Raw genomic sequence first — 24,596 nt, forward strand, 5'->3', positions numbered from 1 at the left:
CTGAGGCAAGCCCTGTTTAGCCACATCCGGCCCTCCTGGGCCAGCCAACAACTTACGGAGCCCCGTTGGTTCAGTCTGGCATGCCCGCACGCGCCGATGTCGGCGGAGAGGCTTTCACTGCCGGGCACTTGGGGGAGTTGACGCAGATCATCACGCCGTCGCTGGTGGATGGGTGCCGGCGAAGGCCGGGCGGGTGCAGGCACAGGCGCGGAAGCTGCCTTCGCGTGTGGTTGTGTACTTCGTGCTGGCCATGGCGCTGGTCGGCGAGTGCGGGTATCGAGGCGTGTGGGCCGCACTGGTCGCCGCGCCGGGCATGCCGGACGTCGATCCGTCCGCGGCGGCACTGCGTCAGGCCCGGCGTCGGCTCGGTCCGGCGCCGCTGTCCTCGTTGTTCGATCAGGTGGAAGGGGGCGGTGGTTGCTGAGAATGCGGTGGGATCGTGGCGGCGGGGGCCCGGACGGCTGCCGTCCTGTCGGATACTGGTGGCATGCAGAGATTCTCCCTGGACTCACAGGTAAACGAGCTTCTGGAACGTGCCTCTACCGCTTCCAGCGGGCGCAGCGCCACGACTGTCTACGGTGGCCAGGAGCAGGTATTGCGTCAGGTGGTTCTCGCTCTGGCCGCGGGCTCCTGTCTTGCTGAACACGACAATCCCGGTGATGCGACTGTGTTGGTGCTGCGCGGCCATGTGCGGCTCGTCAGCGGTGAGGCCTTTTGGGAGGCGCGTGCCGGTGAGTTGATCGTTGTTCCTCAGGCCCGTCACCGCCTTGAGGCGACGGAGGACTCGGCTGTGCTGCTCAGCATCGCCAAACGTACCTGAGGCTAGGTCTTCGACCGGACTCGTGTCGCGGCGGTGCCGGATGCCGGCGACCGCATGCGCAGTTGTTCAACCGCGTCCACGCCTGTTCGGGCGACGGGGAGGTCCAGGAGGAACGCGGGTCCGGTGCCGGGCGGGGTGTCGTCGACGGAGAGTCGGCCGCCGTGGCGGGCGGCGATGTCGCGGGCGATGGCTAGTCCCAGGCCGCTTCCGCCGGCGTCGCGGCTGCGGGACTCGTCGAGCCGGGTGAAGCGCTCGAAGATCCGTTCCCGGTCGGCGGGGTCGATGTCCGAGCCGTCGTTGTGCACCCGTGTGTGCCAGGTATCCCTGGCATGGTCGATGCTGATGGTGACGGTGGCATGGGCGTGCCGGAGCGCGTTGTCGAGGAGGTTGCGCAACAGTCGTGTCAGGTGCAGGGCGTGGCCGCGTACGGGTGAGACGTCGGGGAGGCGGAGGGTGATCGCGGGTCCGCCGGGGCGTACGGCCCGTGCCTCGTGGGCCAGTTCGCGGACCAGGCCCGCGAGGTCGACCAGGGAGTCCTGCCGCGGGGAGGCGTCGGGCCGGGTGAGGAAGAGGAGGTCGTCGGCGAGCGTCTGCACGCGGCGGGCGGCCGCCAGCGCGTCGCGGGTCGCCCCGGGCCAGTCGGTGGCGTCGGGGTGGGCGAGGGAGATCTCCAGCTGGGTGCGGAGCGCGGTGATCGGGCTGCGCAGTTCGTGCGAGGCGTCGGCGACGAAGCGCCGCTGCTGTGCGGCGGAGCGCTCCAGGCGGTCGAGGGTCTCGTTGGTGGTGACGGCCATGCGGGAGATCTCGTCCCGGGCGGGCGGGACGGGCACGCGGCGGTCGAGCCGCCGTTCGCCGATCTCCGCGAGTTCGGAGCGGATCGCCTCGACGGGGCGCAGGGCGCGCCGGGTGGAGAGGTAGGCGGTGCCGGCGACGAGCAGGGCGGCGAGCGGGACGCCGGTCCACAGGGCGGGGGTCAGGTCGTCCACGGCGGCCCGGGCCTCGTCGGGCAGGACGAAGACGTAGACGGTGTACCGTCCGCCGTTCCGGCCGAAGATGGTCGTCTCGCCCGGCGCGATCTCGACGGACGCCCCGACGGCGGTGAGAGAGCGGTGGGCCAGGGGAACACCGGAGGATGCCGTGGTGTCCACTCCGCCGGGGAAGACCCGGGTTCCGTCGGGCTCTGTCCGGGGGGTGGGTGTGCCGGTCGGCGGGCGCTCGGCGTCGCCGAAGCGGACGATGCGGGTGATGGTCCAGTCGGGCGGCGCGTCGGCCGGAGCGGGCGGCAACTGCCCTGTCAGGCCCTGGTAGTTGCCCGCGCCGCCGCCGTGGGCGCCGATGGCGCCCTGCGGGGTGACGACCACGTACGGCCAGTGCGGCTGGTCGGTGAACAGGCGGGTGGGCAGCTTTCCGGGGGTGAGGTTGCGGGCCACCGCGCGGGCCTGGAGGTGGGCCCGTTCCTCGACGGCCGCATAGCGGGTGTCGTACAGGTGCTGCTGGAGCCACCAGGCGCCGCCGCCGAAGAGGGCCAGCGCCGCCGCCCCGGCGAGGATCGCGGTGCGGACGCGGGTGGGCAGGCGGTCAAGCACGGTGGGGTCCGTTGTCGACGAGCCGGTAGCCGGCGCCGCGCACGGTCTCTATGGAGCGGCGGCCGAAGGGTGCGTCGATCTTGCGGCGCAGGGTGCTGATGTAGACCTCGACGATCGACGGTCCGCCGTCGTAGGCCATGTCCCACACCTCGTCGAGGATGTCGGTCTTCGACATCACGGTTCCCGGCGCCTGGGCCAGGCAGGTCAGGACCGCGAACTCGCGGGCGGTCAGGGCGATTTCGGTGTCGCCCCGGCCGCAGCGGCGGGCGACGGCGTCGAGCCAGAGGTCGCCGCAGCGCAGCGTCCCCGTGGTGGTGCCGCCCCGGCGGATCAGCGCCCGCAGCCGGGCGCACAGCACGACGTACGAGAATGGCTTGGTCAGGTAGTCGTCGGCGCCGGTGTCCAGGCCCTCGGCCTGGTCGTGCTCGCCGTCCTTGGCGGTGAGCATCAGTACGGGGGTGTGCACCCCGGCTGCGCGGAGCTCGGCGCACACGCGGTAGCCGTGCACGCCCGGCAGCAGCACGTCGAGGATGATCGCGTGGTAGGGGCGGCGCTGGGCCAGTTGGAGTCCGGTGAGGCCGTCCGTAGCGAGCTCCACGGTGTAGCCCTCGGCCTCCAGCCCGCGCCGGAGGGCGGCGCCGACCTCCGGGTCGTCCTCCACCACCAGGATGTTCAGTGGGTTCATGGAGACAGAATCGCAGATTCGGCCATCTGTTCTCTTAAGGGATTTTAAGGATCTTCGGCATCGCTTAAGCGCCCTTCCTGCACTGTGTGCACAGGCGGCGGCCGTTACGCCGCCAAGGCACCGAGCATGGGGAAGGCCACCGATGGACGACGCACGAGACGACACGACAGCGCTGCCCATCGTGCCCATTGCGGTCGGGGGCAAGCGACTCCCGGCGATGTACGAGCCGGACGAACCGGAAAGAGATCAGCCGGACGAACCGGGAGGGGACCGGCCGGACGGACGGGCCCGGCGCAGAAAGATGCTGCTCGGCGCGGCCGTGGTGCTCGTCGTCGCGGCCGTCGGCGGAGGCGTCGCCTACACCTGGCTCCACGACCGTCCCGCACCCGAACCGCCCCGGGGCCCCGGCGCGGCGCCGGAGGTGGCCGTGGTCAAGGCCGACCTCAGCGAGCGCAAGACCGTCCCCGGCACACTGGGCTACGGGGAGACGACGACCGTCAAGGGCCTGCGCCCCGGCACGGTCACCTGGCTGCCGAAGGCCGGGGACACGGCCGAGCGCGGCAGGCCGCTCGCCCGCGTCGACGACCGGCCGGTGACGGTCTTCTACGGGGACATGCCGCTGTACCGCAAGCTCGGACAGCTCCCCGAACAGCCGCCCCGGAAGACCAGTGAGCCGACGCCGTCACAGAAGCCCGGCAAGAGCGGCTCCGGCGGTACCGACAAGCCTTCGCCCGCCCCCGGCAACACCCCCGGAACCGTCAACGACACCACGGCCGCGGCGACGGCAGAAGGCACCGAGGCAGGCGGCGTCGCCGGCCCCGGCACCCGGGGCGCGGACGTGCGCATCCTGGAGGAGAACCTCTACGCACTGGGCTACCGCGACTTCGGCCGCCCCGACGACGTCCTCACCGAGGCCACCGTCACAGCCATCAAGCGCTGGCAGAAGGCCAACGGCGACCAGCACCCCTCCGGCGTCGTCGCCCCCTCCGACGTTCACATCCTCCAGGGCAGGGCCCGCGTCGGCGAGGTCAAGGCCCACGTCGGCGACCGCGCCGACGGCGACCTCCTCACCCTCACCGGCGGCACCCGCTCCGTGACGCTCCCCCTCGCCGTGTCCGACAAGCCCCTGGCACCCAAGGGCGCCAAGGTCACGGTCGACCTGCCGGGCGGCGGGAAGAGCACGGGCACGGTGCGCGACGTCGGTACCGTCGCCGCCCAGGACGGCAAGGACGACTCCGGCGGCCGGGGCGGCGCGGGGGCGGGCGGCCCGGCCGGCGATGCCAAGATCAAGGTCACGATCGCCCTCGACGACCCCGGTGCCGCCCGCGACCTCGACGGTGCCCCGGTATCCGTCACCCTCACCAGCCGCGCCCGCGACGGCGTGCTCGCCGTCCCCGTCGGCGCCCTCGTGGCGCTGCGCGAAGGCGGCTACGCCGTGGAGATCACCGGACGCGGCCCCGGGAAACCGCACCTGACATCCGTGAAGACCGGCATGTTCGCCCAGGGGCTGGTGGAGGTGTCCGGCCCGGAGATCAAGGAGGGCGTCCGGGTGGTGACCGCCCAGTGATTCCCACATACGGAACCCCCGTCCTCGAACTCGAAGAGGTCTGGAAGAGCTACCCCGGCGGCGTCCACGCCCTGCGCGACGTCAACCTCACCATCACCGAGGGCGAACTCCTGGGCATCGTCGGCCCGTCCGGCTCCGGAAAGTCCACCCTCCTGCACCTGATGGGCATGCTCGACCGCCCCACATCCGGCCGCATCCGCGTCCGGGGCCACGACATCGAGCGGCTCGGCGACCGCCGGCTGTCCGCGCTCCGCGGCCGCTCCCTCGGCTTCGTCTTCCAGCAGTTCCACCTCTCCGACGGCATGACCGCCACCGACAACGTCGCCACCGGCCTCCTCTACACCGGCACACCCACCCGCCACCGACAGGCCATGGCCCGCGAGGCACTGGAGCGCGTCGGCCTGGCCGACCGCGCCCACCACCTGCCGCACCAGCTCTCCGGCGGCCAGAAACAACGCGTCGCCATCGCCCGCGCCCTCGTCAACCGCCCCGCCCTGGTCCTCGCCGACGAACCGACCGGCGCCCTCGACAGCAGCACCGGCCACGCCGTCATGGACCTCCTGCGCGAACTGCACGCCACCGGCACCACCATCGCCGTCATCACCCACGACCGGGAACTGGCCGCCTCCCTGCCCCGCCGCGTGGAGATCCTCGACGGCCGCATCCGCCACGACACCGGCACCCGGCCGCCGACCAAGGACCCCGCATGACCTCCCGCATGTTCCCCGCACCGTGGAAGGCCGCCCGGCGCGGCGGCGAAGAACCCGGCACCGCACCGCCCGGCCTGCTGCGCCCCGCACGTCTGCCGGTACGGGACATCCTTGCCCTGGGCGTCCTGCGCCTGCGCACCCGGCCCGCACGCGCCCTGCTCTCCGCCCTCGGCATCTCCATCGGCGTCGCCACCATGGTCGTGGTCGTCGGCATCCCCGCCTCCGGCAGACAGGCGCTCGCCGACGACATGGCCCAACTGGGCACCAACCTGCTGAAGGTGCAGAAGTCCACGGACGCCGGCAGCGTGCGCAGCCAGGAACTCCCGGAGCGGGCCGCCGCCATGGCCGCACGCATCGGCCCCGTCCGGGCCACCACCGCGGTCGGCAGACTGCCCGGCCTCACCGTCGGCCGCTCCGACCGGGTCCCGGCGGGCGAGACCTCCGGCGTCTCCGTCGCCACCGCGCGCGGCGACTTCCGCGCCACGCTCGGCACCCGGGCCCACGCGGGAGCCCTGCCGGGCAGCGACACCGACCAGTTCCCCACCGTCGTCCTCGGCGCCACCGCCGCCCAGCGGCTCGGCATCACCGACCTGGCACCCCGCGACGGCACCGCGGGACCCCAGCTGCGCATCGGCGAGCACTGGTTCACCGTCACCGGCATCCTGCGCACCCAGCCGCTCCTGCCGGAGCTGGACTCCACGGCCCTGGTCGGCTGGACCGCCGCCAAGGAGAAGCTCGGCTTCTCCGGCCACCCCTCCACCGTCTACGTCCGGGCCCGCGAATCCGCGCTGGACGACGTACGCGCCGTGCTCGCCGCCACCGTCAACCCCGAACGCCCCTCCGACGTCACCGTCAGCCGCCCCTCCGACGCCCTGCGCGCCAAGCGGATGACCGAGACCGCCTTCTCCTCCCTCTTCCTCGGACTGGCCGCCGTCGCCCTCCTCGTCGGCGGGGTGGGCGTCGCCAACACCATGGTCATCTCTGTACTGGAGCGCCGCACCGAGATCGGCCTGCGCCGGGCCCTGGGCGCCTGCCGCGGCCAGATCCGCGTCCAGTTCCTCACCGAGTCGGTGGTGCTGTGCCTCCTGGGCGGCCTCGCCGGCATCACCCTGGGCATCGCCGGAACCACCGGCTATGCCGCGTCCCAGGGCTGGCCCACGGTCCTTCCCCTGCCCGCCGTCCTCGGCGGCCTCGGCTCGGCCCTCGGCGTGGGCGCCCTCGCCGGCCTCTATCCGGCCGTACGGGCCTCCCGCCTGACCCCGACCGAAGCACTCGCCACGGCATAAGAACGCAACCCAAGAACTTTTCCCCCTGAACGGAGCCGATTCATGACGGAACCAAGCCACCCCTGCTACCACCGGGACCGAGCCCCACTTCTCGCACAACAGGACTCCGACGCACCCAGCCCCTCGGGTAAGCCAATGTCATGAAGAGCGCACTTGACCCCGGCCCCCGGCACGCTCCTGCGACGACATGCCAAGAAAGCCGGCAATGCGAGCGCTGGCCTTGGCTCCAACCTGGGGCATGCGCCGGACTGTGCGATCGACCCGGACAACGTGCCGACCATGTGTCTCGACCGGGAGCGCCGGCAGTGCTGAAGCGCCTGGGAGGTGACTGTGACCGGCAATAGCCACCGCTGGCACCCCACGCGGACCCTGCCACAATTTGCGCCGGGTAGACCACTTCTTCCTTACTTTCAGGAATTGCGCGGCATATAGAACCGGGCCAAGGTGGATATCCAGCCGCGGTCAACCTCACCCGGGGGAAATCCACAACCGAAAGCCAACCGCATCGCTAGAGGCCAGGACTCTGATCCTTAACGTGGCACTGATTCCAAACGGGTTTCTGGGCAGACAGCTCCGTGCAGGGCAACGTCACTGACCAGCATGCTCGGCAGGGCATTCGCAATCTGGACCAGACGCACCGAATTGCTACAGCATCATAACAACCCTGAAATTCCTCTAAAAACAACCGTATGCCATACACACATGCTCATGGAGTTAGCCACTCACCCTGAGCTGGCAATGACGCAATCCTGTCAAGCACCCCTGGCCCCTGCCTCTCTGGAGGATCCATGAACCCCCTTACCCACCGGGCAGCCCTGCCCGCCCTGACCGCCGCGCTCATCACCGCCCTGCTGACCGGCTGCAGCGGCTCGACTGCGAAGAACCAGGACAAGAGCGACGGCGATGTCGTATCCCTGCGGACCCCCGGAGACGCAGCCACCTCCCAGAACCCCACCACCCCCTCGGGAAAGAAATACAAGCCCGGCAGCAAGGAATTGGACCAGGCCGTCGATGAATGGCGCGCCAAGATCAAGTCCTGCGTGGCCAAGGCTGCCCAACAGCACGGCATCCCCGTGACCGAGGGGACCGGAAAGAACGAGGGCGACCTCGTGGCAAAGGGACCGGACATCGGATTCGGGCAGGACGTTGACGGCAAGCCCACTTACACCAGCCCTCTCGCCAAGAAGTGGTTCGAAGAAGTCCAGAGCCCGTGCCGCAAGGAAAACCCGGCACCGGAACTCGATGACGACAAGGACACCGCAGCCCGCCTCGCGGAGGCCCGCAAGAAGTACGAATGTCTGCGCAAGGAAGGACTGGACGAACTGCACGAGCCCACCGCGGACGCACTCGCGCCCTTCACCCCCAAGGGCACCAGCAAGTACATGGGCCAGAACCCCGACCCCAAGTCCCAGCAGGCCCTGAAGAAGTGCGGCCTCAACCACAGCTGACACACCCGCCATACAACCCTCTCGGGACCCACCACACACAGTTCCCGAGAGGTGCACCACAGCCGGGCGCCGCACCCTGTCCCCGAAGCCAACGCCCGCACCCTGAGGCCTTTCCATCTGTGCGACGGTGGCGTGGCGAAACGGGGCGCCCGGCTGGCTTGGGCGAGTCGCCAAACACACCCTCACTTGCGGAGGTGCCACGTGTTCCTCCTGCCCTACGGCACGAGATCCTGACGAAGATCACCTCGAACTGTTCTCGGCGATGACAATCGCCGTCTGCGACAGGGACTGTGCTGGCAACTGAAACTTGGCCTCTACACCCGACTCTGGTCTGCCCGTTTTAACACGATGCCCTCGAACAGCTCGGGCTGGTTTCGTGATCGGCGTGAACAGGATCTGGCGCTGTGTGTGCGACATGATCGGATCTTCGCCGCCTAAGCACTCTCGTCGGCGGAAGTGTTCAACCGGACATCAGGTCGGCGCTACGGTGCTGTCAGACAGCACCGTAGCGGGAACCGACCACATCGCCGCAACGGGCTCATGTCAGCCGCCATAGTTCATCCCACCCTCATGATCCACAGTCGCAAAAAGCTCCACGCCGTCCCTCCCAACGAAATTCAGATGGCCGAATGGCCGAGGCGAATCCCAGAGGACGGGTGGTTAAGTAGTGAGGCATTCATCCAACGCAGCGCGTCACAGCCTGCCAGTGCATCCGCAGACATCTGCAATGAGGAGGAAGAGGTGCTGCACTCGCTGTACCTGGTCGGGATCGCCGCGTTCGCTGCTAGCGGGGTCCTGGCCGCCCATGAAGCGCGGCTGGACCCATTCGGCGGGTTGGTGCTTGCCTTCGCCGCGTCGATCACCGGGGGTACTCTGCGGGATCTGATCCTCGACCGGCACCCGCTGTACTGGACACACGACTGGATCCTGTTGGCAATCATCGTCGGCACCGCCACATTGACGATGGTGATCTTGCGCTACGGAACGCTGCCGCGCCGCTCATTGCTGACCATGGACGCGGTGGGCCTGTCAGTAGTGACGGTGATCGGCGCCCGGGCGGCTGTGGACGCGGAGGTCACACCATTCGCCGTGATCATGCTGGCGGTACTGACAGGGGTCGCCGGCGAAGTCGTACGGGACGTCCTGTGCGGGCAGTACCCGCCGCTGCTGCTGAGGGAGGACATCTATGCAACGGCAGCCGTGGCGGGGGCAATGTGCTACCTCCTGCTTAACCGGGCCGGTACGGACCCCACTTCCACAACCCTCATCTCCGCTGGCACGGTCTTCGCCATCCGGATGGCCGCCCTGCGCTTCGGCCTGCACCTGCCTCGGCTCGCGCCTCGCCGGATGTAGTTGCTCTTGCTGTCCGACCTGCAATGAGGCCCTGGCGTGCCACGAGACGTCTCGACTCCCGACCGGGGGGCGAGCCCTTTTCCTCCGGCCTGTCGCAGCAGCCCGAAGAAGCTGAGAGCAAGCCCGACCGCGGAGACACGCGCGGGAAGGGTAAGAGCGGCTCTGAGCCGGTGATGACCACGGGGCCGCGTACATCGTTGTCCAGGCCCGCGGAGGGGGGCTTGGCCCAAGGCCGGGTAGTTAAAGGGCTGTTCGGGGTGTTGTTCCCGCATCTGGACGAGCGGCAACGGCGGCTGGCCATAGGAGCACAAACGCGGTTGCTGGGGCACGGCGGGATCCGCGTGGCCACCGCCGGGCGCTACGTGAACGACACGATCGAGCGGCTGGCCGCGTGCGCCCCATCGTTGACGGAGGCGCTCACCAGCCACCACACGGACGGGTACCTCCTCCTGGACGGCACGGTCGCCGGGACCGACCGGGTCGCTGCCGCAGGTCACTTCTCCGGCAAGGTCCGCCGCGAGGGCGTGAACCTGCAGGTCATCACGGCCCCGGAGGGAAAGCTCATGCGGCTGTCGCCAACGCTGCCCGGCAGCACCCACGACGTGAAGGACGCCCGTGGGCACGGCATCATCGACACCTGCGCGCAACTGGACCTTGAGGTCCTCGCAGACAAGGGCTACGGCGGCACCGTGATCACCCCTATCAAACGCCGCCTCAACACCGAACTGCCCCGGAAACACAAGAAGTCGAACACCGTCCACGCAGCCCTGCGGGCTCCTGTCGAACGGACTGTCTCCAGGATCCAGCAATGGAGGATCTTCCGCCACGCCCGTATCAGGCCGAACAGACTCACGGCAACCGCCGTAGCCATCCTCACCCTCATGATCTACACGTGAAAAAGGCTCCGGGGTCAAGCCCCGACGAATGCCCGTATCACAACAACGAATCCCCCCAGCGGAAGCAACACATTAATCAACTACAAGTCTGAAGGACGCCTCACGACAGGCCGCTCACCAAGACGGATGCAGCATGCCTACAACTGTGTAGACGGCGCAACCGGCCAGCATGTTGATGAGCAATGGCGCCTGTCGCCAGGCGGTGACGGTGATCGTCGCTGTCCCTGCCACTACAGCCGGGCACGGTGCCGCCAGCGCGTTGCTGGTCACGGAGGGCAGAGAGGCTACAGATGATACGGACAGCACCAGGAGTACAGACAGGGGTACATGACGCATCCACATGGCCTTCTCCAGACGCCGACCATTAATGAGGACGCCGGTCAGCCGCATCAGCAGCGTGCCAACCGCGCTGACCAACATGCACACCAACACCACATGCGTTCTCACCCTGGCCTCACCGTCTCCTGCTTTTGCGATGTCTGCCTGAAGGGGTCCGTCGTCGGAGCCTGTCTGCCATCGTCAGCAAGGTGGTGACGGCTGATGTCGCCACCAAGCTCCCGCAGGGGCCCATCGCCCTGCACACCGTCACCAGGACAACTGTCGCTGCCGTCACCCATGTTCGGCGTCCGCTTTTGATCGGGCGGAGCTCATTGACGGCGAGAGTGATGAACAGAGAGGGGAGAGCGAATGCCGTCCAGGTGCTCGGGAGGATCGGGCCCAGTGTCACTCCTGCCGCTGTGCCCCCTACCCACGCCGTCCAGCAGGCAGTGTGGATGCCACGGTGGAATCCGATGGGCCGGCGGTCTTGCCGAAGGTCTAAGGCAAACACCTCGTCCGTGAGGGTGTGGGCCAGCAATAGGCGGTCCGTGCGGGAAGCCCGCCGGAGAAGTGGAGCCACGAATAGACTCATAGGCACAAGCCGTATATTGATCACTAGGATTCCTGCGGCAGCTGCCATCGGATTCTGTCCGGCAGCGAGTGCCTGCACCCCTGCCATCTGCCCCGCACCGGAATACATGCAAATCGACATCAACACCGGAAGCCACGATGATATCCCTGTCTGGACAGCTACTGCTCCGAATACCATCCCTACGGGGAGATAGCCTGCGAAAACTCCCGCTGAGCACGCCACCCCCCGCCAGAACAGCTCGCCGCCTAGAGCGTCTGGGCGAGTGCGGTACGTGGGAGCCGGGGAGGATTCTTGTGCGGAAGGCATAGTGGCCCCCCAAGAGTGCTGGAAATGGCTCACCCCATATAGTAGAACGAGCGCGCGCACCGTTCGCCCAGCTTAATAAGTTTTCCCTCGGACAGCCTAACAGGGCAAGCTGCAATCAAGCCGTACGAACCGCCACGTTCTCATTACACACCCGACGACATTATTATGCTAATGGCATATTTTTCCCAACCTCGCCTAATGTAAGTATCGGATGATCCGGATCGCTGGACCCAAGGTGGCTCCTTTGCAGTCCTCAACCCTGACGCCCTGGTCGTCGAATACGGAGGACGCGTATGCCAACGGGAAGTGTAACTTATCCAGTAGCATGAAAAGCTTCTGAGTAGACTGAGCGGGCGCACGACATGGCCGCCCGCGAAGTTCCCGTCCATCTTCGACTCTTCTTGATGAAGTTCCGTTTAGCCATGAACTTTTGAGGTAAGGATACCTTGCCGTTTGGAAACTTTGGGGCCATTGGAAGCGCTGGAACACGATGCGGTCATCTCGCGATGCTAACCTCAGAGAAAAAACAGGACTGATCCCATGATGCAGCTGAAATGGCAGAATTGGCGAAGCGTTTCACAGAGATCTCGTCAATTGGCGAGGCGCGTGAAAACAGCTTACCGCACATGCAGCTTGGCATGGTCTCGGCTGTATCGCTGGTGAAACTTCTTGATCGCAATCGATGGAAGCTATTACCAGTGGCCTGTTAGTGCCCGGCATTCCGTCGGGGCTTGGCCTGAGGCGGGTAGTTAGGGCCTGTAAAGAATCAACGCGTTGCTTCGCGGTTCTTCTGTCGTTGGTGTGGTATGCGCATACCGAGCGAGGTTCGTGACCAACTTTCCCTGAGATTTGGGGTGTTGTTCCCTCATCTCGATGAGCGGCAGCAGCGGCTGGTGCTGGCCACCGAGGCCCGGCTGCTGGGGCACGGCGGTGTCCGGGCCGTCGCGCGTGCCGCGGGGGTGAGCGAGACGACGGTGCGCAAGGGGGTCTTCGAGCTGGAGGGCGGTGAGGACCCGCTGCCCGAAGGCCGGGTCCGCCGGGACGGCGGCGGCCGCAAGAGCGCCGAGGAGCTCGACCCACTGCTCGTTCCGGCCTTGCTGGCGCTGGTCGAGCCGGACGAGCGGGGCGATCCGATGTCGCCGCTTCGCTGGACGACCAGGTCGCTGCGGTCCCTGGCCGGGGAGCTCGCCCGGCAGGGCCATGCCGCCTCGGCGCCGACCGTGGGCCGGCTGCTGCGGGAGAACGGATTCAGCCTGCAGGCCAACGCCAAGACCCTCGAGGGCGCCCAGCACCCCGACCGGGACGCGCAGTTCCGCTATATCAACGACCAGGCCAAGACCCATCAGGCGGACGGTGAGCCGGTGGTCAGCGTGGACACGAAAAAGAAGGAGATCGTCGGCCAGTTCAAGAACGCGGGCCGCCAATGGCGGCCGGCGGGCGATCCGGTGCGGGTCGCCACCCACGACTTCCCCGATGCGGAGCTCGGCCGGGCCGCCCCCTACGGGATCTACGACATCACCGCGAACACCGGCTGGGTCAGTGTCGGCTGCGACCACGACACCGCAGCCTTCGCGGTCGAATCGATCCGCCGCTGGTGGAACGGGCAAGGACGCCTCGACTACCCGGGCGCCACCCGCCTGCTGATCACCGCCGACGCCGGGGGCTCCAACGGCTACCGCACCCGAGCCTGGAAGTTCGAACTCGCCGCTCTGGCCGTGGAGACCAGGCTGGAGATCACCGTGTGTCACTTTCCTCCCGGTACACAATGCCGTTGTTTGACTGTTCATCAGTTCGATGGTGGGGACGTGCTGGACCCGCCGGGCGTTGACAGGTCATGCATCCGTGGATAGGGCGATCCGATGACGTGCGGCTGGGTGCGCTCACCGCGTGGGTGACGCCGGAGCTGGTGGATGACGTGTTGGCCGAGTGTGGTCGGGGTGGGGTGAAGCCGGGGGCGCTGTCGCCGCGGTTCATGGTCTACTTCACGCTCGCGCTGGCGCTGTTCGCGCAAGACTCCTACGACGATGTCGCGGAGAACCTGGTCGGGGCACTGGAGGGGATGGACGAGACGATCCCGAACCGGGCCTCGTTCTCCCGTGCCCGGCAGCGCCTGGGGCCGGAGGTGTTGGAGGCGGTCTTCCGCCGGGTGCGTGGACCGGTGGCCCCCGCCAAGGTGGGCAGGGCGTTCTGGCACGGTATGCGCTTGGCCGCCGTCGACGGCTTCGTACTGGATCTGCCGGACAACAAGGCCAACCGGGAGTTCTTTGGTGGGTGGAGCGACGCGCGCGGGGCGCCGGCCGGGTTTCCGCAGGTGCGGGTGGTGACGCTGACCGAGACCGGCACGCACGCCTCGATCGACGCCCGGATCGGAGGCTTCAACGGTGGCGAGCGGGAGTTGGCGGTGCAGATGGCCTCCTCCGCGGCCGGGATGCTGGTCATCATGGACCGCAACTTCCCCGGGGTGGAACTGTGGAAGGCGTACACCCACGCCGGAGCGCATCTGCTGCTGAGGGCTCGGTCGACGGTCGCCTCCCGGCCGCTTGAGGTGCTGGCGGACGGGAGCTATCTGGGGCGGATGAGCCTGGCCGGGCAGCGGGCCTCGCACCCGGGCGGGGTGACGGTCAGAGTCGTCGAGTACCGCATCGACGGCGGCGAGCTGATCAGATTGCTAACCGATCTGCTGGACGTCGAGGCCTACCCGGCGGCGGAGTTGGCCGCGCTCTACCATGATCGGTGGGAGGCTGAATCGGCCTACCGGCAGGTCAAGACGTTCCAGCGTGGCCCTGCGCAGGTGTTGCGCTCGGCCACTCCGGCGCTGGTGCACCAGGAGGTCTGGGCCCATCTGGTGGTGCACCACTGCCTGAACGGGATCATCATGCAGGTCGCCGACGGTGAGGAGACCGACCCGCATCGGATCTCCTTCGTCAAGGTCCTCAAGCACGTACGGCGCAGCGTGATCCGGCAGACCAAGGACGCCGTCTCGGCCGTCGGGGCATTCCTGGCGATACTGGAGGCCAAGGTCCGCCGCAAACTCGACACCGGTCCTCGCCGCAGCCGCAGTGCGCCACGAGTCCTCAAACGCCCGGACTCGAAGTACTCGCCTTCGGTGAAGAAGCAGCAACACGGACCCACCCGGCGGGTACCCACGAAGGTGATCACCCTCAGCCCGGCGATGCTTCAGTAGCTCAAGCAACGGCATTGCCAGGGCAGTCCAAGAAGTACGCGGGCTCCTGGCCGAGCGGGGATACGCTGTCCCTAACCGTCCTGGCCTGCGGTTACGGACGTTGGTGGACGTGTTCGCCTATGCCCAGGCCGAGGGCATCGAGCTCCGCCTCGACGCCACCGAGATCCAGGTCCGCCGCCCCGCGGCCGGCCGAGGCGGACGGCGCGCGTTCGTCTCCGGGAAGAAGAAGACAGGACACCATGAAGGCCACCGTGATCGCCGACGGACATGGCCGCACGCTATGGCCGATGCCCTACGTCCCGGCCGCATGCACGACGCCACGGCCGCCTGCAGCGAAGGCACCGCCGATTACTTCCAGCACTTCCCTGACGCGGAAGTCCTCCTGGACGACGGCTACCTCGGCCTGCGACGTGATCACCCCGGCCAGGCCATCACACCACCGAGGAAACCACGGCCCGGGGCACTACCCGGGAGAGTCGAGCACTGGGAACGCGACCGGCACGGGCACTCATCCGACCGCATCACCGTCGAGCACGCCCTGGCCGAGCACAAACGCTGGAAGCAACTGATGCACTGGACCCACCGCCGTGACCGCCTGCCCGACACCTACCGAGCCATCGCCAGCCTCGTCTCCGACCACACCGCCATGACCTGAAACCGCCCGCGAGCAGGCCAAACGCACCCCACCCGCTATCACACACCAACTCGTAAGGGTTCGCAGAGAATCAACCTGTTGCTTCCCGTGATCCGGCTCGTTGATGTGGTATGGGCATATCGCAGCAGACTCGTGATCAACTCGCCGTGAGATTCGTGGCGTTGTTCCCGCACCTGGACGAGCGCCAGCGCCGTCTGCTGATGGGGACCGAGGCCCGGATCCTGGGACACGGCGGGATCCGGGCCGTCGCGCAGGCGGCTGAGGTCAGCGAGACCACCGTCCGCAAGGGCGTCGACGAGTTGGAAGCGGGGACGGAGCCGCTGGGCCGGGTTCGCCGCCCCGGTGGCGGGCGCAAGAGGGCCGCCGAGGTGGATCCAGGGCTGCGGCCCGCACTGTTGGCACTGGTCGAGCCGGACGTGCGTGGGGATCCGATGTCGCCGTTGTGCTGGACGACGAAGTCGACTCGCAAACTCGCCGGCGAACTCACCCGGCAGGGCCACCGCGTCTCGGCGGACACTGTCGGGGACCTGTTGCGCGAGGAGGGCTTCAGCCTGCAGGCCAACGCCAAGACGATCGAGGGTATGCAACACCCGGACCGGGACGCCCAGTTCCGCTATATCAACGAACAAGCCCGCGCCCATCGGGACGCCGGGGAGCCGGTGATCAGCGTGGACACCAAGAAGAAGGAGCTGGTCGGCCAGTACAAGAACGGCGGCCGTGAGTGGGCGCCGACCGGCGGGCCCGTGCAGGTCAAGACGCACGACTTCCTGGACCGGCAGGGGCCGGGCAAGGCCATCCCGTACGGGGTCTACGACGTCGCCGCGAACACCGGCTGGGTCAGCGTCGGCACCGATCACGACACCGCAGCATTCGCGGTCGCCTCCATCCGCCGATGGTGGCAGGCCCGCGGCCGGCACGACTACCCAGGCGCACGGCGCTTGCTGATCACCGCCGACGCCGGAGGCTCCAACGGCTACCGCACCCGCGGCTGGAAGACCGAACTCGCAGCACTCGCCACCGAGACCGGCCTGGACATCACCGTCTGCCACCTGCCGCCAGGGACTCAATGCCGTTGCTTGAGCTACTGAAGCATCGCCGGGCTGAGGGTGATCACCTTCGTGGGTACCCGCCGGGTGGGTCCGTGTTGCTGCTTCTTCACCGAAGGCGAGTACTTCGAGTCCGGGCGTTTGAGGACTCGTGGCGCACTGCGGCTGCGGCGAGGACCGGTGTCGAGTTTGCGGCGGACCTTGGCCTCCAGTATCGCCAGGAATGCCCCGACGGCCGAGACGGCGTCCTTGGTCTGCCGGATCACGCTGCGCCGTACGTGCTTGAGGACCTTGACGAAGGAGATCCGATGCGGGTCGGTCTCCTCACCGTCGGCGACCTGCATGATGATCCCGTTCAGGCAGTGGTGCACCACCAGATGGGCCCAGACCTCCTGGTGCACCAGCGCCGGAGTGGCCGAGCGCAACACCTGCGCAGGGCCACGCTGGAACGTCTTGACCTGCCGGTAGGCCGATTCAGCCTCCCACCGATCATGGTAGAGCGCGGCCAACTCCGCCGCCGGGTAGGCCTCGACGTCCAGCAGATCGGTTAGCAATCTGATCAGCTCGCCGCCGTCGATGCGGTACTCGACGACTCTGACCGTCACCCCGCCCGGGTGCGAGGCCCGCTGCCCGGCCAGGCTCATCCGCCCCAGATAGCTCCCGTCCGCCAGCACCTCAAGCGGCCGGGAGGCGACCGTCGACCGAGCCCTCAGCAGCAGATGCGCTCCGGCGTGGGTGTACGCCTTCCACAGTTCCACCCCGGGGAAGTTGCGGTCCATGATGACCAGCATCCCGGCCGCGGAGGAGGCCATCTGCACCGCCAACTCCCGCTCGCCACCGTTGAAGCCTCCGATCCGGGCGTCGATCGAGGCGTGCGTGCCGGTCTCGGTCAGCGTCACCACCCGCACCTGCGGAAACCCGGCCGGCGCCCCGCGCGCGTCGCTCCACCCACCAAAGAACTCCCGGTTGGCCTTGTTGTCCGGCAGATCCAGTACGAAGCCGTCGACGGCGGCCAAGCGCATACCGTGCCAGAACGCCCTGCCCACCTTGGCGGGGGCCACCGGTCCACGCACCCGGCGGAAGACCGCCTCCAACACCTCCGGCCCCAGGCGCTGCCGGGCACGGGAGAACGAGGCCCGGTTCGGGATCGTCTCGTCCATCCCCTCCAGTGCCCCGACCAGGTTCTCCGCGACATCGTCGTAGGAGTCTTGCGCGAACAGCGCCAGCGCGAGCGTGAAGTAGACCATGAACCGCGGCGACAGCGCCCCCGGCTTCACCCCACCCCGACCACACTCGGCCAACACGTCATCCACCAGCTCCGGCGTCACCCACGCGGTGAGCGCACCCAGCCGCACGTCATCGGATCGCCCTATCCACGGATGCATGACCTGTCAACGCCCGGCGGGTCCAGCACGTCCCCACCATCGAACTGATGAACAGTCAAACAACGGCATTGACTGCCCTGGTGACGGTGGAGCGGTCGACGCCGAACAACAGCCCGAGGACGGCGTGCGGGAGCGTGTGGGAGGTCGTGCCGCAGGTGAATGGGCGTGGCCACAAGCCGGTCGACGAAGACCAACCGGTGGCGGGCGCCGGCACCGGCGGCCCGCTTTCTCGCCCCGCCTCGTACTTCATGGCGACGGCCTTCGGCTGCGGCCTGTCAGGGCCGGGCCAACTCCTGGGCCAGACAGCCCAGATGACGCCGGGAGATCCCTGTGAACAGCCGATGCGCAAGGATCCCCCGATTGCCGTGATCGTCACAGATGGATCATGCCATCCACCAGCGCGGACCCTTCACCCGCCATCACACACCAACTCGTTAGGGACCGATCTTGCTATGAGAGATCAACTACCCAAGAACCGTCGACCTTTGATGACCTTCTATGCCACTCTCGTTCGTACGAACCCATACGAGTGATCGGCCGCACTTCAGTGCACATCGGTCGCCGCAACGGGGTAGACCACAGTAAGTAACCCATCTGCTTATAGCTTTGGAGATGATCATGCGCAACACCTTCCGATGCCGGTTAGTCGTGGCTTCCCTGTTAGCCGCAACTGCTGTCATTCCCTTGGCGGGTCTGTCAGAGGCCTCCCCGCTCACCCCTGGCGCGGTACAGGGGGCACCCCGCGACCATGAGCACGACCACGGTTGCGGGAACCACGTTGACACCTATGTTCACGGCCACAGGGACGATTGGAATTCTTTCGGGAACTTTAACTTCCTCAACAACATTCTGAACTTTTCCAGCTTCAACGGCTAACCACTCACACTGCTGTGGAGGGTAGAACATAGCCTCCACAGCAGTTTCTGCGTCGCAACAGCATCATCTTCATGGACATCCAGACCTCTGAACAGCACGTGGAACCCTTGGCGGGAGGGGACTTGCGACAGTTCCTGCCGGTCCCAGGAGGCTTCACGTGGTCTCTCATCGTGACTTGTCCGATGTCCAGCGTCCCGTGGTCCAGTGCTTCGCCCTTCTGCTTGCCGGATACCGGCGTGCGATCGGCACCCGTCGTGGGACAGGGGCACTGGGCCCGTTCGGGCAAGTGGTGCTCGTACTGCGCTGGTTCCGTGACCACACATGCATCCGCTGTGTGTCCGGGATGCAGGAATCTCCCTGGCCACCGGCTACCGGTATCTTCACGAAGGCATCGACGTACTCGCGGTCGAAGCCTCCGGCCTTGCGGGAGTTCTGGGACAGTGCCGGCACGAGGGTCTGCCGTTCGTAGTCCTGGACGACACCCTCATCCGGTGTGACCCTGCAGCCAAGGAACCGAACACGGCACCGGACTCTAAGCTTTTCTCACGTGTAGGCCGGCAGGGTGAGGATGGTCGCGGCGATTGACGTGAGCCTGTTCGGGCGGCGATTGCTCCGGGTGGTGCTGCTGTCGTCGACGCCTTGGCAGTCCATGTCCGCTAAGACCTCCGAGTCCAGCTGCGTGCAGGCGTCCGCAGTGCCGTGCTCGCGGGTAGCCTTCACACCGTGGGCCTGTCGGCCAGAGTGGGTGAGACCCACAGAGGCTTCCCTTCCTCTGCGGTGATGACCTGCAGGTTCATCCCCTCACGGCGAGCCTTGCCGGGGAAATGGCCTTCGGCCAGTAGCCAGTGTCGGTCTCGGCGACGGTGCCGTCCAGCGGCACGTAGCCGTAGGCGTGACGGTTAGTGAGGGTCTCCGTCAGTGAGGGCATGAACTGGGTGAGACGTTCGAACGTGTCGTTCGCGTAGCGCCAGGCCACCATGCCGATGGCGAAGCAGGCGGCGGTCTGTTCGAGGATGGCGTGGTTACACAGGTAGACGTAGACCAGAGCACACCAGGCCTGGTCGTACGGGCGCAGCCGACGCCGTCGGCTGACCCCACATGAAGCGATCGCCATGGTGACCAGCTCCAGGAGCTCCTTATCAACACATATACGGCAAGATGGGAGACCACGGGGTGTTTCCGCAGTTCAGGCCAGTTGTGGCGACCTGCCAACCCGCGGGATGCCTTGTACGTCACGCCACCGTCGACACACTGCCACTGACCCACTCGCACGCCGTACAAATGAAAATGGCTCCCACTGCGGTGACCAACCGACGCAAGGCTTCCTGCGCGGGGATTTCGCGTATCGAAACCGTTTCACGGCGGGTTCACGGGCAGCCCCGACCCTAACGGATCCCCCTTTTGGTCTAATGCTTCTTCACGGCTGGTGATAACCCGCGTCACGTGGCGGCAGGCTCCCGACGCCGTCCGTGCGCGGCCCTGGGCGATAACCAACGAGCAGAACGCAGAGGCCGGCGCCTTGCAAGGGTGGGAAGCACTGTGCTGTTCTTCTCGGGCACCGTACTCCCGGTTCATCGGGAAGAGAGGAAAGAGTGGCCTTGATGCACCTGAAAAGAAGAAGATGTCCGAGGGTGATCGCATTCTGCTTCCCCAAAGGACGTCATCGTCGGTCCGTAAACCTGCACCGAGATATCCTCCGCGATCTCCCAAAGGGACTTTTCGGTCCCGGCGAACCACGCGGCCGGCACGCCTTCCCGTCCCAGCGGGACGGAATGGCGGCCAAGAAGCTCACCGCGTCCGGCACAGCGTCAGTCGAAAAGACGTTTCCGCCTTTTCCTCTTGGGAGGATTCGAACACGCGGTCAAAGGTCAGAACAATCCTCTACGGGGCTCTGCCCTTCCCAGCGCTCAAGAGGATCTGCCACCCGACCCTCCCGCACGTGAAGGCTTAGCGTCAAAGGGGGGAGCCCCCTCGTCGGCACCCGTCGCGGCCCGTGCAGTTAACTGGCGTGAGGCAACCTTCCGCAGCGTCCAGCCTCTCCGGGCCGCCTCGGAAAGAGGAAGAAACACCCGGCCCCTGTGGATGGCGGACGGACGCACCGAGGGTACTGCGAGGGCTTGAAATGCCGCGGCCTTCCGCCTCCTGCATAGCACTTGTTTGGCTATTGCGAAGTCCTCCGAAGTGAATTCCCATGTCCGCTGCTGCGTGGCCTCGTGTGTAGCTGCAGCTCATGATCAGACAGTATTCATCCTGTGTATCTAAACGGCGGCAAGTCGGCGATCTGGGCGCATATACCCGACCTGTAGTGATCTGGTATACGAGTTTCAAGCACGCACGCCCTCGATGAAGGGACCTGCATGGCAACAGATACGATGGAGCCGTCTGAATTTCGGAGGTCATCTCCATTCATCCGGCCTGGGACAATCTTTGCCCTGGGGATCAGCGCACTTTTGTGCGCCATGCTCCCCCCTAATGCGCAGGAGGCTTCAGCTCTCGAGGCCAGGATCGTTGCACTGCGCATCGCTCGATCATTGAAGGGTGCACCTTATAGGTGGGGAGCCGCCGGTCCCGATGCCTTTGACTGCTCAGGACTGACTCAATACGCCTATCGCAAGGCAGGAAAACGAATTCCCCGAACTGCTGCAGCTCAGTTCTATGCCACTCGGCGTATTACAGCGCAGCAGCGAAAACCCGGAGACCTAGTCTTCTTTCCCAGGTTCGGCACTATCGGTCATGTCGGCTTGTATGCAGGAAATGGATCCATCTGGCATGCTCCCAGGCCCGGCGGACACGTCCGCCGAGAGCACTTATGGACCAGACATGTTGAGTACCATGCGGTGCGTTGACCCCACATGTGCTCCCAGGGTGCTCCGCTTCCTGAACCGCCCTTTCTTTGTCTGAAGCCTCAGCTGCGCAGCGGTGTTGTATCGGGCGTCCCACAGGGATCACCCCCATGGACTGAAGCTAGCTCCAGTCCAATCTCAGTAATGCTTCGAGGCGGGTTCGCGGCGTGTTTGCAACGAGGGTTGTGCATCGAGGACCTGGCTGAGAGATTGGCCGTGCACTGAATAAGCTGGCCGGATCCGTACACGGTATGGTCGCCGCGAACGGTGGATTCGTTCCTGCGCCGCGCGAGCGGGCAAAGGGCGCGCTGACACTGGCCGAGCGGGAGGAAATCTCCCGCGGCCTGGCCCGCGACGATTCCTTGCGGACGATAGCTGTCTGGCTGGGCCGGGCGCCCCTCTCAGGTCAGTCCCCCTGATCCCTTCGGGTGCGCCTTGCCGGCGTGAAAACATGGCTGCGGCGCCTGCCCGCCGATGCCGGTAGCTCGTTGGGACGTTGAGCCCGTAGGTCAGTCTGGTGCCGGGGCCGCAGAGGGGCCACGCACTGTTGCCATCGAGCACGCCGGTCAGATTCTCGCTCCCCCCGCGGCCCCCTGGGCAGGCGTCGGCCCGTACGGATCGATACCGGGGAGTGGCGCATGGCGGACACCGACGACAGCGGTGGCGTCGAGGAGATCGAGCAGGCCGAGGAGCTCGTGGCCCGTGTCGCGGCGATCGATATCGCCAAGGCGTCGGGCATGGTCTGTGTGCGGGTGCCGCATGAGGACAAGCCCGGCAAGCGCGTGCAGCGGGTCTTCAACACCGTCGCGACCAGCGGCGCGATCCTGGACCTGGCCGACCACCTGATCTGCCAGGGCGTCACCCGGGTGGTGATGGAGGCGACGTCGACCTATTGGAAGCCGTACTTCTTCCTGCTGGAGTCGCGTGGTCTGGAGTGCTGGCTGGTCAACGCCCGTGACGTCAAGAACGTCCCGGGCCGGCCCAAGACCGACCGCCTGGACGCGGTCTGGCTGGCCAAGCTCACCGAACGCGGCATGCTCCGGCCCTCGTTCGTGCCCCCGAAGCCGGTCCGTGAACTGCGCGATCTGACCCGGGCCCGGGCGGTCATGACGCACGAGCGCACCCGCCACAAGCAGCGCACCGAGAAACTCCTCGAGGACGCCCAGATCAAGCTGTCCACCGTGATCGCCGACATCTTCGGCGTCTCCGGACGCGCGATGCTGGAGGCACTGATCGCGGGCGAGCGCAGCCCCAAGGCCCTGGCGGACCTGGCCCACGGCACGATCAAGGCCAGCCACAGCACCCTGGCCGAGGCCCTGACCGGCCGGTTCGAAGAGCACCACGCATTCATGTGCCGGATGCTGCTGGACACCGTCGACCACCTCACCGTGCAGATCGACAAGCTCACCGCCCGGATCACCCTGCGTCTGACCGAACTGTCCACCACCGAGGACGACGAAGGCCCCGGACAGGGCACCCTGATGCCGATCACCGACACCGAGCGCCTCGACGAGATCCCCGGCGTCGGCCCCGGCACCGCGCAGGTCATCCTCGCCGAGATCGGCCTGGACATGTCGGTCTTCCCCACCGCCGGCCATCTCGTGTCCTGGGCGAAACTCTCCCCACGCACCCTGCAGTCCGGAAACAGGAACACCTCCGGCCCCACCGGCAGGGGCAACCCCTGGCTCCGCGGCGCCCTCGGCGAAGCAGCGATCTCCGCCGCACGGACCGACACTTTCCTCGGCGCCCGCTACCGCAGGATCACCAAACACCGTGGCCACATGAAAGCCCTGGTCGCCGTCGCCCGCTCCATCCTGGTGTCCGTCTGGCACCTCATGAACGACCCGACCGCCCGTTACCGAGACCTCGGCGCCGACTTCCACACCCGCAACCTCGACCCGGGCCGCAAAAGCCGAGACCTCGTCCGCCAGCTCAAGGCCCTCGGCCACGACGTCACCCTCACCCCGGCAGCCGCCTGACAACACTCGACGCTCTCAGCACACGCCACCGGGGGCTACTTCGCCATGCCCACCTGACCGCTGAGTTTTCCGGTCAGCAGTGAGGTGGGCCGGCACGGAGGCCGCGAGGAGTACCGTGCGGCAGTGGCCGACGAAAAGGCGTGGGAGAGCTGGAGGACCTGCACGGTCCCGCACGTGGCACGGTCGACCTCCCACTGCACGTGATCTGGTCAGGTCGACGCTCGTTCGACGTGGACGCCGTCCGCCCCCGGATGGGCCTGTACCGGACCGTCCTCGCCGAAGGACAGCAGCAGGACGTAGTGGACTTCTTGAACCGGGAGCTGCTCATCGCCCAGTGGCCGGTGCTGCGGACCCTGATCAGCCGCCTGGTCCGGGACGTGTGGGAGGACGCCTTCCCCGAGCTGTCGCTCCTCCGGACCATGACCGCTGCATGAATCTGAGCGACCTGCACCGCCTCCTCCTGGGCGACATCCTCGCCAATCGGCACCCTCTATTCCCTGGTCGTCACCGGCGGCTACGCGGTACAAGCGCACGGGTTGGTCGAGCGCCTGAGCCAGGACCTCGACGTCGCCACCGCGAACCCCGCCCCCATGGACGAGATCATCCGCACAGTCACCGCCGGTTTCAGCGAGCGTGGCTGGACCGTGCGACAGATCGAGACCGATCCGCTGTCCGGCCGGCTCAATGACCCGAACCGGTGAGGAGTGCGAGGTCGACGTCCTCAAAGAGGCTTTCTGGGCTCCTCCGGCCACCACCGAGTACGGACCGGTCCTCCTCCTCGAAAACGTGATCGGAACCAAAGCCCGGGCCCTGGCCGACCGAAGCGCTGTCCGCGACCTCATCGACGTCCACGCAGCCTCCCGGCACCGCACCACGGACGATCTCGAAACCCTCGGCCGCCGCCACGCCCGCACCGAGTTCAACCTCCACGAACTGCGCGACCACCTCGTCAGCGCCGAGTGGTAGGACGACCAGGCCTGCCACGACTACGGCCTCACCCCCGAGCAACTGGCTGACCTGCGTACCTGGGCCAACGCCTGAGCAACCGACCTCGACAACCG

At 66.9% G+C, this 24,596-nt stretch carries 20 protein-coding genes and 4 pseudogenes; 17 read left to right on the forward strand and 7 right to left on the reverse strand.

Features of this window, described 5'->3' with window-relative positions; translation table 11 throughout:
* The first annotated feature begins 172 nt into the window (after positions 1-172).
* Entirely contained in the window at positions 173-424 is a 252-nt protein-coding gene (locus tag AB8735_RS36220) for a transposase domain-containing protein (protein ID WP_372412106.1), read from the forward strand.
* 63 nt (positions 425-487) lie between these two features.
* Positions 488-820, forward strand: coding sequence for a cupin domain-containing protein (locus AB8735_RS36225; protein WP_372412107.1), 333 nt, complete (start codon positions 488-490; stop codon positions 818-820).
* Between the two features lie 2 nt (positions 821-822).
* On the opposite strand, the gene AB8735_RS36230 is transcribed toward AB8735_RS36225, so the two are convergent.
* A complete protein-coding gene (locus AB8735_RS36230; protein WP_372412108.1) occupies positions 823-2,406 on the reverse strand; it encodes a sensor histidine kinase in 1,584 nt (527 codons plus the stop codon).
* Positions 2,399-3,082 carry a response regulator transcription factor gene (locus AB8735_RS36235; RefSeq protein ID WP_372412449.1) on the reverse strand — a complete coding sequence of 228 codons (684 nt, stop codon included), beginning with the start codon at positions 3,080-3,082 and terminating at the stop codon, positions 2,399-2,401. Before AB8735_RS36235 ends, AB8735_RS36230 begins: the two co-directional genes overlap by 8 nt.
* A 151-nt stretch (positions 3,083-3,233) precedes the next feature.
* On the opposite strand from AB8735_RS36235, the gene AB8735_RS36240 reads away from it, so the two are divergent.
* The 6 genes from AB8735_RS36240 (at position 3,234) to AB8735_RS36265 (ending at position 10,351) form a co-directional block, all read left to right on the forward strand.
* Positions 3,234-4,658, forward strand: coding sequence for a peptidoglycan-binding protein (locus tag AB8735_RS36240; protein ID WP_372412109.1), 1,425 nt, complete (start codon positions 3,234-3,236; stop codon positions 4,656-4,658).
* Entirely contained in the window at positions 4,655-5,368 is a 714-nt protein-coding gene (locus tag AB8735_RS36245; RefSeq protein WP_372412110.1) for an ABC transporter ATP-binding protein, read from the forward strand. The genes AB8735_RS36240 and AB8735_RS36245 overlap by 4 nt, the downstream gene beginning before the upstream one ends.
* Positions 5,365-6,654, forward strand: a complete 1,290-nt coding sequence (locus AB8735_RS36250) for an ABC transporter permease (RefSeq protein WP_372412111.1) — start codon at positions 5,365-5,367, stop codon at positions 6,652-6,654. Before AB8735_RS36245 ends, AB8735_RS36250 begins: the two co-directional genes overlap by 4 nt.
* A 788-nt stretch (positions 6,655-7,442) precedes the next feature.
* Positions 7,443-8,102 carry a hypothetical protein gene (locus tag AB8735_RS36255; protein ID WP_372412112.1) on the forward strand — a complete coding sequence of 220 codons (660 nt, stop codon included), beginning with the start codon at positions 7,443-7,445 and terminating at the stop codon, positions 8,100-8,102.
* A 741-nt stretch (positions 8,103-8,843) separates the two neighbouring features.
* Entirely contained in the window at positions 8,844-9,455 is a 612-nt protein-coding gene (locus AB8735_RS36260) for a trimeric intracellular cation channel family protein (RefSeq protein ID WP_372412113.1), read from the forward strand.
* A 362-nt stretch (positions 9,456-9,817) separates the two neighbouring features.
* On the forward strand, positions 9,818-10,351 hold the full coding sequence (locus AB8735_RS36265; protein ID WP_372412450.1) for a transposase family protein: 534 nt from the start codon (positions 9,818-9,820) through the stop codon (positions 10,349-10,351).
* Positions 10,352-10,465: 114 nt separating this feature from the next.
* Here the strand turns inward: AB8735_RS36265 and AB8735_RS36270 are convergent, their stop codons facing one another.
* Entirely contained in the window at positions 10,466-10,771 is a 306-nt protein-coding gene (locus AB8735_RS36270) for a hypothetical protein (protein WP_372412115.1), read from the reverse strand.
* 34 nt (positions 10,772-10,805) lie between these two features.
* Complete coding sequence (locus AB8735_RS36275; RefSeq protein WP_372412116.1) at positions 10,806-11,567, reverse strand: AzlC family ABC transporter permease; 762 nt, start codon at positions 11,565-11,567, stop codon at positions 10,806-10,808.
* A gap of 806 nt (positions 11,568-12,373) precedes the next feature.
* Here AB8735_RS36275 and AB8735_RS36280 point away from each other — a divergent pair.
* The 4 genes and pseudogenes from AB8735_RS36280 to AB8735_RS36295 all read left to right on the forward strand — a co-directional run.
* A pseudogene (locus AB8735_RS36280) lies at positions 12,374-13,330 on the forward strand (ISAzo13 family transposase); the annotation flags it as partial.
* A gap of 71 nt (positions 13,331-13,401) precedes the next feature.
* A complete protein-coding gene (locus tag AB8735_RS36285; RefSeq protein ID WP_372412117.1) occupies positions 13,402-14,751 on the forward strand; it encodes an IS4 family transposase in 1,350 nt (449 codons plus the stop codon).
* Between the two features lie 109 nt (positions 14,752-14,860).
* A complete protein-coding gene (locus AB8735_RS36290; RefSeq protein WP_372412118.1) occupies positions 14,861-15,406 on the forward strand; it encodes a transposase family protein in 546 nt (181 codons plus the stop codon).
* Positions 15,407-15,516: 110 nt separating this feature from the next.
* A pseudogene (locus tag AB8735_RS36295) lies at positions 15,517-16,470 on the forward strand (ISAzo13 family transposase); the annotation flags it as partial.
* 17 nt (positions 16,471-16,487) lie between these two features.
* Here AB8735_RS36295 and AB8735_RS36300 read toward each other — a convergent pair.
* From AB8735_RS36300 to AB8735_RS36310, 3 genes and pseudogenes are all read right to left on the reverse strand, one after another.
* Positions 16,488-17,837, reverse strand: a complete 1,350-nt coding sequence (locus AB8735_RS36300) for an IS4 family transposase (RefSeq protein ID WP_372412117.1) — start codon at positions 17,835-17,837, stop codon at positions 16,488-16,490.
* Positions 17,838-17,898: 61 nt separating this feature from the next.
* Positions 17,899-18,217 (reverse strand): annotated as a pseudogene (locus AB8735_RS36305) (IS5/IS1182 family transposase); the annotation flags it as partial.
* Between the two features lie 1,289 nt (positions 18,218-19,506).
* A complete protein-coding gene (locus AB8735_RS36310; protein WP_372412119.1) occupies positions 19,507-19,827 on the reverse strand; it encodes a hypothetical protein in 321 nt (106 codons plus the stop codon).
* 1,345 nt (positions 19,828-21,172) lie between these two features.
* Here AB8735_RS36310 and AB8735_RS36315 point away from each other — a divergent pair.
* The 5 genes and pseudogenes from AB8735_RS36315 to AB8735_RS36335 all read left to right on the forward strand — a co-directional run bounded on the left by AB8735_RS36315 (position 21,173) and on the right by AB8735_RS36335 (position 24,576).
* Positions 21,173-21,559, forward strand: coding sequence for a C40 family peptidase (locus AB8735_RS36315; protein ID WP_372412451.1), 387 nt, complete (start codon positions 21,173-21,175; stop codon positions 21,557-21,559).
* Between the two features lie 248 nt (positions 21,560-21,807).
* Positions 21,808-21,975 carry a helix-turn-helix domain-containing protein gene (locus AB8735_RS36320; RefSeq protein ID WP_372412121.1) on the forward strand — a complete coding sequence of 56 codons (168 nt, stop codon included), beginning with the start codon at positions 21,808-21,810 and terminating at the stop codon, positions 21,973-21,975.
* 219 nt (positions 21,976-22,194) lie between these two features.
* Positions 22,195-23,535 carry an IS110 family transposase gene (locus AB8735_RS36325; protein ID WP_372406596.1) on the forward strand — a complete coding sequence of 447 codons (1,341 nt, stop codon included), beginning with the start codon at positions 22,195-22,197 and terminating at the stop codon, positions 23,533-23,535.
* 140 nt (positions 23,536-23,675) lie between these two features.
* The gene (locus AB8735_RS36330; protein ID WP_372412123.1) at positions 23,676-23,969 is read left to right on the forward strand and encodes a transcriptional regulator; all 294 of its coding nucleotides are present in this window, start codon (positions 23,676-23,678) and stop codon (positions 23,967-23,969) included.
* A pseudogene (locus AB8735_RS36335) lies at positions 23,966-24,576 on the forward strand (nucleotidyl transferase AbiEii/AbiGii toxin family protein). Before AB8735_RS36330 ends, AB8735_RS36335 begins: the two are co-directional and overlap by 4 nt.
* Positions 24,577-24,596 lie beyond the last annotated feature (20 nt).

This window comes from Streptomyces luteireticuli, from assembly GCF_041519305.1.
Classification (GTDB): Bacteria; Actinomycetota; Actinomycetes; order Streptomycetales; family Streptomycetaceae; genus Streptomyces; species Streptomyces luteireticuli.